This window comes from Nocardia sp. 852002-51101_SCH5132738 (assembly GCF_001665695.1).
Lineage (GTDB): Bacteria > Actinomycetota > Actinomycetes > Mycobacteriales > Mycobacteriaceae > Nocardia > Nocardia nova.
On the sequence record NZ_LZML01000056.1, the window covers coordinates 1 to 8,501 of the forward strand.

General features: G+C 65.4%; 7 protein-coding genes and 1 pseudogene. 1 reads left to right on the forward strand and 7 read right to left on the reverse strand.

Going from position 1 to position 8,501, the window contains the following annotated elements; genetic code table 11:
* The 7 genes and pseudogenes from istB (A5789_RS08245) to A5789_RS08275 all read right to left on the reverse strand — a co-directional run.
* On the reverse strand, positions 1-761 hold a 761-nt coding region (gene istB / locus A5789_RS08245), incomplete at its 3' end, for an IS21-like element helper ATPase IstB (protein ID WP_064927175.1).
* On the reverse strand, positions 758-2,107 hold the full coding sequence (locus A5789_RS08250) for a DDE-type integrase/transposase/recombinase (protein WP_064904579.1): 1,350 nt from the start codon (positions 2,105-2,107) through the stop codon (positions 758-760). The genes istB (A5789_RS08245) and A5789_RS08250, both read right to left, overlap by 4 nt.
* Positions 2,108-2,350: 243 nt before the next feature.
* Complete coding sequence (istB, locus tag A5789_RS08255) at positions 2,351-3,139, reverse strand: IS21-like element helper ATPase IstB (RefSeq protein WP_063066582.1); 789 nt, start codon at positions 3,137-3,139, stop codon at positions 2,351-2,353.
* Positions 3,136-4,659: an IS21 family transposase gene (gene istA, locus A5789_RS08260; protein WP_064904582.1), complete on the reverse strand. Its 1,524-nt coding sequence runs from the start codon at positions 4,657-4,659 to the stop codon at positions 3,136-3,138. The genes istB (A5789_RS08255) and istA overlap by 4 nt, the downstream gene beginning before the upstream one ends.
* A 137-nt stretch (positions 4,660-4,796) precedes the next feature.
* Positions 4,797-5,398, reverse strand: a pseudogene (locus A5789_RS37705) (transposase); the annotation flags it as partial.
* A 116-nt stretch (positions 5,399-5,514) separates the two neighbouring features.
* Positions 5,515-6,399 carry a phosphotransferase enzyme family protein gene (locus A5789_RS08270; RefSeq protein WP_064904585.1) on the reverse strand — a complete coding sequence of 295 codons (885 nt, stop codon included), beginning with the start codon at positions 6,397-6,399 and terminating at the stop codon, positions 5,515-5,517.
* Positions 6,396-7,718, reverse strand: a complete 1,323-nt coding sequence (locus A5789_RS08275) for an XRE family transcriptional regulator (RefSeq protein WP_227462656.1) — start codon at positions 7,716-7,718, stop codon at positions 6,396-6,398. Before A5789_RS08275 ends, A5789_RS08270 begins: the two co-directional genes overlap by 4 nt.
* A gap of 175 nt (positions 7,719-7,893) precedes the next feature.
* On the opposite strand from A5789_RS08275, the gene A5789_RS08280 reads away from it, so the two are divergent.
* The coding region (locus tag A5789_RS08280; RefSeq protein ID WP_156772993.1) for a hypothetical protein at positions 7,894-8,501 on the forward strand (608 nt) is incomplete at its 3' end.

Here is an 8,501-nt window from a genome sequence, read left to right on the forward strand (position 1 = left end):
TTGAGGACCACCGAGCGATGTAGGAGCCGGTCGAGCATGGCCGCGGCGATGATGGTGTCGCCGAGGACTTCGCCCCATTCGGAGACGCTGCGGTTAGTGGTGATCACGATCGATGTCTTCAAGTACCGTTGCGCGACAACCTGAAACAGTGCTGATGCCGCCTCTGCAGGTAACGGCAGGTATCCCAGTTCGTCGATCGCCAGGAGCGTTGGTCCGGCGTAGAACCGCATGGTGGTGGCCCACCGGCCCTCGATGGCGGCGCGGTGGCAGCGGGCGGCGAGGTCTGCAGCGGTGGTGAAGTAGGTGCGGTAACCCGCGTGTGCGGCCGCTCGTGCGAGTCCGGTCGCCAGGTGTGTCTTGCCGGTGCCCGGGGTGCCGATGAGCAGGACGTTGGTGGCGGTTTCGAGGTAGCGGCAGGTGCCGAGCTCGTCGAGTAGGGGCCGGTCGATCCCGGACGCGGCATCGACGTCGAAATTCTCCAGCGATGCCGGGGTCGGCAGGTTCGCGAACCGCAGTCGGCCGGTGAGGCGGCGGGCCTCGGTGTCGTCGACCTCGATCCGCAGCAGTTTCTCCAGCGTCGCTGTCGCCGAAAGATTCTGCGCGGTGGCGTCTTCGAGCACCGATGGCAGTGCTTCGGCGGCGGCGTGCAGTTTCAGTATCGCCAGATGCGAGCGTAGTTGTTGGTAGCGGGTCGCGGTCTCGTCGGCGCCGACGGCTTTGGTGGCGCGGCGGGTGGTCTTGCGCGGGGCTGGGCTGGTCATTTGCGGCTCCTGGCGGTGGCGGCGCGCTCGTAGGCGGCCAGATCGGTGACAGTGGCGTCGGTGACGGTGTCCGCGACGGCTGCGGGGTCGGCTGCGGCGCGCAGGGCAGCGGCGGCGGCTCGGGCAGCCTCGCCGGGTGGGATGCGTTCCTTGCGGCGGTGTGGGCGGCCGGTGTTGGCCGCGGCCATCGCCGCGGCGTCGAGAGCGACGACGTGGCCGTGGTCGCGGACGGTGGCGCCGAGCCCGTCGGCGGCGCGTTCATGTCGCGCGATCACGATGCCGGCGGTGGTGGCGATGTCGATGTGGTTGCCGCGCAAGGGTTGCGCGACAACCACGGTGGCCGACGCGAGTTCCGGTGGCACTGAGTAGCGGTTGCCGCGCCAGGACACCATCGCCTGCCTCGATGCGATCCGCGGTTCGGTGACCATCGCCGGATAAGGCTCGGCGGGCATGGGCCGCAACGGTTCCCGTGCCGCGACCGTCGCGACGCTGGCGCGGCCGTCGGCGGTCGGACGCAGCCGCGTGTCGCCGCGCAGCGAACAGAACGTGTCCAATGACGACTGGGCTTGTTCGACGGTGGTCTCGTCGGCGAGTGTGCGCCACCAGCGTTGCGCCGCAGTGTGATTGGCCTTCTCGACCACGCCTTTGCGGTTGCCGCGCCGGGGCGGGCAGATCGCCGGCACCACCTGGTAATACTTGACGACCGCGGCGAACGACGCGGTGACCTGCCCGCTGGACGGGTGACAGACCGTGGACATCCGGTCGAATCGCCACGACCCGGTCACCCCGCCCAACGCCCGGGCGACGCGGTCCAGGCCCTCGATCAGATGCGGCTGATCGGTGCTGGGCGCGAGGTAGCCTCGCCAACGCCCGGAATGAGCCAGCGACCCGACGAGCAGGTGCGCGTTCGCGCCCCACCCCCACGAGCCGGGAGGATTCGGCAGATCGACCCAGTCCCATTGGGTTTCACCGCCCGGCGCATGCGGGATGACCGCGTTGGGGCGTTCAGTCGCGGTGCGGCAAGCCTGGCAGACCGGCCGCAGCCCGCGGGCACGTATGTTGCGGGTCAGCGACTGATACGACAACGGGAACCCGAGGGGCCCGAGCTCGTCCATCAGAGTTTGCGCCCACAGGTGCGGGTCCTCAGCCAGCCGGGCGGTGACGTAGTCGACGAACGGTTCGAACGGGTCGGGGCGGTGCCTTTTCCGGACGCCGGGCGTGCGTTCCCCGGCCAGATACGCGCGAATTGTCTTGCGGTCGCGACCGGTATGCCGGGCGATCTGGGAGATCGTCCAGCCTCGGGCGCGTAGGGCACTGATTTCCACATCTTCCTCACGTGTCAACATGGAAAAGCGGGCCTCCTCCGAAGGAAACTGCTGGTCAGGTGTGGTAACCACCAGCATCGGAGGAGGCCCGCCCTTCACGGCTGAGCCACACGGGACAAATGGGGAATCTCGGTGAGCGTCAGTGGGGAAATTCAGCGAGCGCCGTCACCGCAGGCGGCCAACGTTTGTCCCCGCTGGTGGCCAGTTGTGAATCCCCAACGTCGGTCAGTTATTTCCCCGTGGCCAGATATTTCCCCAGCGGGGTCAGCGCAGTGGCCTCACCCCCTGCCCGGAAGTGGCCTGTGCGAGTCGGAAACTGTCGCCGGAGGTGACGACCACGTGTGCGTGGTGCAGCAGCCGGTCGACGGTTGCCGTCGCGAGGGTTTTGGGCATGATCTCGTCGAATCCCGAGGGGTGCAGGTTGGAGCTGACGGCCATGGCTCGGCGTTCGTAGGCGGCGTCGACGAGCCGGTAGAACCCTTCTGCCGCATCGGGACTGACCGGCAGCAGGCCGATGTCGTCGACGATGATCAGGTCGGTGCGGATCAGGCGGGTGATGGCGCGGGTGACCGAGTCGTCGACGCGGTGGCGCCGCATCAGGGCGCCGAGATCCTCGATGGTGAACCACGCGACGGTGAGCCCGGCCTCGACCGCGGCTTGGCCGAGCGCTTCGCAGAAGTGGCTCTTCCCGGTGCCCGAAGGTCCGCAGATGCAGAGGTTTTCCTTGTTGCGCACCCATTCGAGGGTTTTCAACGCGTCCTGGGTGGGCCGCGGGATCGAGGACGCGGATTCGTCCCAATCACCGAAGGTCTTCCCGGCAGGGAACGCGGCCCGTTTGCGTCGGGTCCGCAGGTTGGTCGCGTCCCGGCCGGCCGCTTCCTCGGCCAGCAGCACTCGAACAACTTCGGCAGGATCCCATCGTTGGGCTTTCGCGGTGGGGACCAGGTCGGTCAGTGCTCGGCGCAGGTAGGGCAGTTTGAGGCGTTTGGTCAGGGCGATGGCCTCGGCCAGCGGGTCTCCGGCCGATCCGGCAACGCGCAGAGGAGCGTTCATCGATGATCGCTTTCGGGGTCGGTGTCGGTGGTGGCGGGCAGGCCGAACTTGGACCAGGCCGAGGTTCCCGGCTGCAGGCTGTGGTCCTCGCCGGCCCGGGTCGGTTCGGCGGTCCTGCGGCCGATGTTGTGGGTCAGAATGCTGATCAGATCGTTCTCGGCGAACCGGCCCGCGATCGCGGCGATCCCCAGTGCTTGGTCGACTTCGGCGGGCGAGTGCAGTTTCGCGAGGGTCACCGCTTCGGCCATATTCGGGCGGATCCGCCGGGTTCCGGCCGCAGCGGCCTCGGTCAGCCATGCGGCAGCGCCGGGCCCCAAACCCAGGAACGCGGCTTCCTCCGCGCTGGTAGCCCGCGGGACGCGCTCGCCGTGATGATCGGGCCGCGGCGGATAGTGCTCGTCCTTGATCGAGGGGCTGCCAGGTGTCGATCGCTGGTGGCGTGCGACCTCGACCGGGCCCTGATCCTCGACCGCGGTGACGATCAGTTCGTCGCCGTGGAACCGGACCCAAACCCGCGTGTCGGCCAGGGTGTGAGGCACCGAATACCGCACTCCCTCAACCGAAACCGTCGAATCCCAGTTCACTCTCCGGGTCGTGCCCAGCGCGATGGTGAACGGGTTGGCCGGCAACGGGTGCAGACGGGTTCGTTCCTCTGCCAGTGCTTCGATCGGGCGACGCCGGGTTTCGCGGTGTTCGCGGTCGTTGACCTCGTCGCAGAACGCCCGGCAGGCGGTCTCGAGCTCGCCGAAGGTGCGGTAGGCGCCGAGCAGGTTCGTGTCGGTCGGCACCAGATCGGCCTTGGCGATGCGCACCGTCGCCTCCGACCCGCCCTTGGTTTGCGGGTCCGCGGGCATGCAGGTGCGGATCGTCATTCCGTAATGTCTTGCCACTTCAACGATTTCGGGATGACGGACCGCGATAGTCGCGACGTGCTCGACCGAGACGGTCTTCTCGTTGTCGGTCAACGCATAGGTCGGCACCCCGCCCAACCGCCGCAGCGTGGCGTCCAGACACGCCACCACCGTGGGCAGTGTCTTGTCCATCACCGGGATCACCACCCGGAACCGCGACCACGCCAGCCACGCGCACCACAACTGGGTTTGCCGACCCGCGACCACCGGCCCGTGTCCCCAATCCCACTGCAACCACAACCCGGGCTCAGCGATCCACGGCCGAAATACCCGTCGTTGTCCCGCCCGCAGTTGCTGCTTGACCTGCGCCACCACCCGCCGGGTGGTGCGCTCACCGCCGGCGAACCCCATCGCGGTGATCCGCTTGTGAACCACATCGGCGCGGATCTTGCCGTTCGAACGAACAACCAGCTCTTCGATTTTCGGCAAATACTCATCGATCGGGCGAGCGCGATGCTCCCTCGCGACCGGGCTCTCCCCGGATGCCCGCAATGCGACATACCTCGCGACCGTGTGATGGTCGCAGCCGGCCAGCTCCGCCGCTGCCCGGTAACTCCCCGTGAGGTCATACGCCTCAAGGATTTCCATGATCTCCCTACCGCTCTTCACCGAGCGAGCAAACCCGCCCAGCCATCCGGAACATGCACAACACGCCGGGGAAATATCTGGCCGCCCACGGGGAAGTCGATGGCCGTCAACGGGGCGTCATATGGCCGCCCACGGGGAGGATTTCATGGCCGCTGTCAGAGGTTCTTGACCCGCGACGAGGCCGGCAGCCCCCGGATGCCGGCCAAGGTCATGAGAACCGAGACCGTGCGGGAGCAGACCTTGACGCCCATCGCCATGGTCAGTTCGGCGTGGATCCTGCGGTAACCGTAGGTGCCTCGTGATGCGACGTGGATCTCGCGGATCAGCCCGGTCAACCATTGGCGCCGCAATTGTGTCGGTGTGGTGGGGCGCCGTTTGGCCTTGTAGTAGTTCTGTCGGGCGACTCCCAGGATGCGGCAGCATCGGTCGACCGGTGCTCCAGCTGCGACGAGGCTGTCGATCACCGGGTAGAACCGCCTTTTGGGCCAGAAACGTCCTCCCCGAGGAACTTCGCGGCGTGGCGGATGATCGCGAGCTCGGTTTCGAGTTCTCTTATCCGGCGGCGAGCCGCACGTAATTCTGCCGACTCCGCCGACGGTTTGCCGGGACGTAGTCCGTGGTCGATGTCGTCCTGGCGCAACCATTTCGACAAGGTGACCGGATGGATGCCCAGCTCGACAGCTGTCTGCTTGGCGGGTTTGCCTGCTCGGACCAAAGCGATTGCCCGGGTTCGGAACTCGGTGGGATAGGCGCGTGGCACGCGGGTCAGCCTTTCGGTAAGGCTGTCAGTTAGCAACCGGAGTTGGAACCCAACCGGTGGGGCAGGTCAGGTTGTCACCTCTCCGTGCAGCAGCCCCTTGTGCTTCTGGGTGGTTGTTACAACGCGGCCCAGCTCCACGGCTTAGCCACGAGCCCTCGAATACACGCAATCCTATGCTGAGCCTCCCTAGCCGCTCTTACATTTCCAGCCGCCAAGCTGAGCGAAAATCCGACCCAACGAAGTTCTTGTATATCCGCGAACAGTCGGAATCCGTGCCAATCCGTGACGTCGTATCCGCCGTACGCCGATACGAAGGCTTTGTAGTCCTTCTCGCCTAGCCTGCTGAAGTCCGCGAAGTCGACAGCCAACTGGATAAGGTCCCATTCGGGTCGGCCGCGCGAAACCTTGTCCAGGTCGAGCAGCATCGGTATGCCGGAAGAAGGGACCACCACGTTGCCTTGCCATGCATCCCCGTGAATGACACCAAGCGACTCCGTTACAGGTAACTCGCGGTATTGCTTCTCGAGCCTGCCGTAATGCTCGGTGAGCCATGAGCGGTTGTCTTCGGTCACTGCCACCGCCGAGGCGATGCGCTCGGAAAGCCCAACGAAGGGATCGTAATTCGGCAGCTCGAACTCGGTAGGCGGCGGCAAGGCATGCAGCGCCCGCAGCACCGCACCCAGCTCAGCAGGGGTTGATGCCCGATGTTCGGGGATCAACCGCCACCACGTCACCGGTCGGTCGTCAACCACGACCGGCTGAGGAATTGAGCGAACAGCTTCGACGGTGGGGATCCCGGACTCGTTGAGCCACTGGGAAACTCGTAGCTCGCGCTCTGCTGCTGTGTTGCTGCCGGGCTTCCCGATCCTGGCCACGACCCCGCCAGGCAGTTCGTAGATGGCATTCGAGCCGTTCCGGATCAAAACAGCGTCTGTGGCATCGACACCACTGAGTGCGGCTGCTCTGGCGAGCACATCTGCTGATTGACGAGCCTGGTTCATGACTTCGTGCCGCTGGTGATGACGTGGCGCAGTTCGGCAACATCGTCGATTCGGCGATGCGCAGAGGCAGCTTCGGCAAGCACATTCAGCTCGTCACGAATGCGCTGTGAACTGAACAGCTTTGCGTTCTGGGCCGCTTGAAACCCGAGCTTCGCTGCTTCGCTGGGATCACCTAGCCGCATCGTGAGTGTGGCGAGTCTGGTCAGCGAGAAGGTACGAGAGCGCGGATAGTCCTCGCTTTGGAGCTGGACCGCTCGCTGAATGCGCGGTGCGGCCAGTTCTATCCTGCGCCGGGCCTCTGCAACGGGCATCAATGCCTTGCCTGTGCTTCCCATGTGTTCGGCCTCGTCGTAGTAGCACAGCCACGGCGCGTCGGTCTCAGGTGTACGTTCCGCGAAATGTTCATCGGCTCGGGCTACTTCGGTCAGTGCCGCGTCAGTCCGGCCCACCGCGGAAAGAAGCTGGGCCCGCAGCGCACCGAGCATGGCGCGGGCAGTGGCGGACAACCGATCTGATCGGACCTGCGCCAGTTCGATCAGCGACAACGCATCGTCGGCGCTTCCCACGTACGCCACCTTGCGCGCCATGTCCGCCAAGGTGCTGGCTCTCAGCTCCCAGGAGCCGGCGGTATCGGCACACCAGAGCGCAAACCGAAAGCGTTGTTCAGCTTCCCGATAGTCGGCAATATCGAAGGCGGAGAAGGCCGCAACGCCGCTCAGATTGCCGATCGCCTCGAATAAGGCGCGACGAGCTGTCGGTGATGCTTGCCCCGTGAGCAGGGGCACATAGCGACGCAGTTCCTCCTCGGCTGTGCTGCTTGCTGATCCTCCGCCGTGGAGGTTTTCCGAAGAGGCTGCCTCGCGCGTGGCCGTCTTCACTCTGTCGACATCCGACCAGCCGACCCGCCCGATCGACCGGACACCACGCAGGTAATCGGCCGGGATGGTTTCGGGATTGAACGGGCTGAACAGATTGACAGCGAGTGTCTGTTCAGTGCCCTGGCTGCGCTTCTTGCGGACCGGCATGAATCCCAGCTCAGCATCCGTCGCATGCAGGATTGCACGGAACGCTTCGCGGTACTCTTCGTTTGGCCACCTCACGGTGCCACGTTCGTAGCGCGCAATCGTGTGCGCATCGAGATCCCGGCGCTCTGCCCTGGTGCGCCAGATGTACTCATTAACAGCTTCGGCCAGCTCGGCTCGACCCATCGCGCGGCCTGGCACGATGCGTGATGGCATAGCTTCTCGGCGCGCTTGCAGTTTCAGATTCGGTGGCACTTTCGCCCCCTCGTCGGTGTCCGGTCCGGCCAGTGTAATCACGCCACGCCCACGCGCCCCTGTGTGGCGTTTTCTGCCCCGTAACGTGCCCTCCCGGAGGGGTTTTCGGCGGTCCACCCTTGATCCATCGGCTTTTCGACCGGAACGGCCCACGTGGCCCTGCAAACCCAGGACCACAAGAAGCGGCCATCCGGTCTCTATTCCGAGGACGGTGAAGATGAAGCCCCTGCTGTACGGCTATTTGCGTCTCGATATCGCAAATGACCACGTCGCTGCATGCGAAGCGCAGATCCAGCGCTTTGCCGAATACGAAGGCTTCGACCTGGCCATGATCTTCCACGAGCGCATTCACGGCGCCACTGCGCTGACGGCTCTAATCGCCGAGTTGCGGCGGTCGCAATCCCACCACGTCGCGGTGCCCTCGATGGAACACCTGATTCGACCGGGTATGTCCAGACAGGCCGTCGAGGCTCGGTTGTGGTGTGAGGCTAACGCTGGCGTTCACGCTGCTGCGCACGCGGGCAACCGAATCGGCGTATTCGTGGGCGCTCCCTACCCCGATCGTGAGTGCCCGGCCACCGTGATCCAACCGCCGCATCCTTCGGGGCAAATGGACGAAATCCATTTGGCGGCGACGACAACCGCCGTATCGACGGCTCAGCGGCATGTCCGTCACACGTTGAGCCGTTGGCTGCTGATCGAACTGATAGCGCCGGCCGAGCGAATCGTCACGGAGTTGGTCACCGTGGGTCAAGTCCAAACGGGTGGTGTATCGGGTGATTGCCGCGTGATCCTGTTCGATCAGGCGGTCAGTGCAGGGGTGGG

Coding starts and splice junctions, on each gene's coding strand:
- istB (WP_063066582.1), bottom strand. CDS start 3,139: ATGAACGCTCCTCTGCGCGTTGCCGGATCGGCCGGAGACCCGCTGGCC.
- A5789_RS08250 (WP_064904579.1), bottom strand. CDS start 2,107: ATGTTGACACGTGAGGAAGATGTGGAAATCAGTGCCCTACGCGCCCGA.
- A5789_RS08270 (WP_064904585.1), bottom strand. CDS start 6,399: ATGAACCAGGCTCGTCAATCAGCAGATGTGCTCGCCAGAGCAGCCGCA.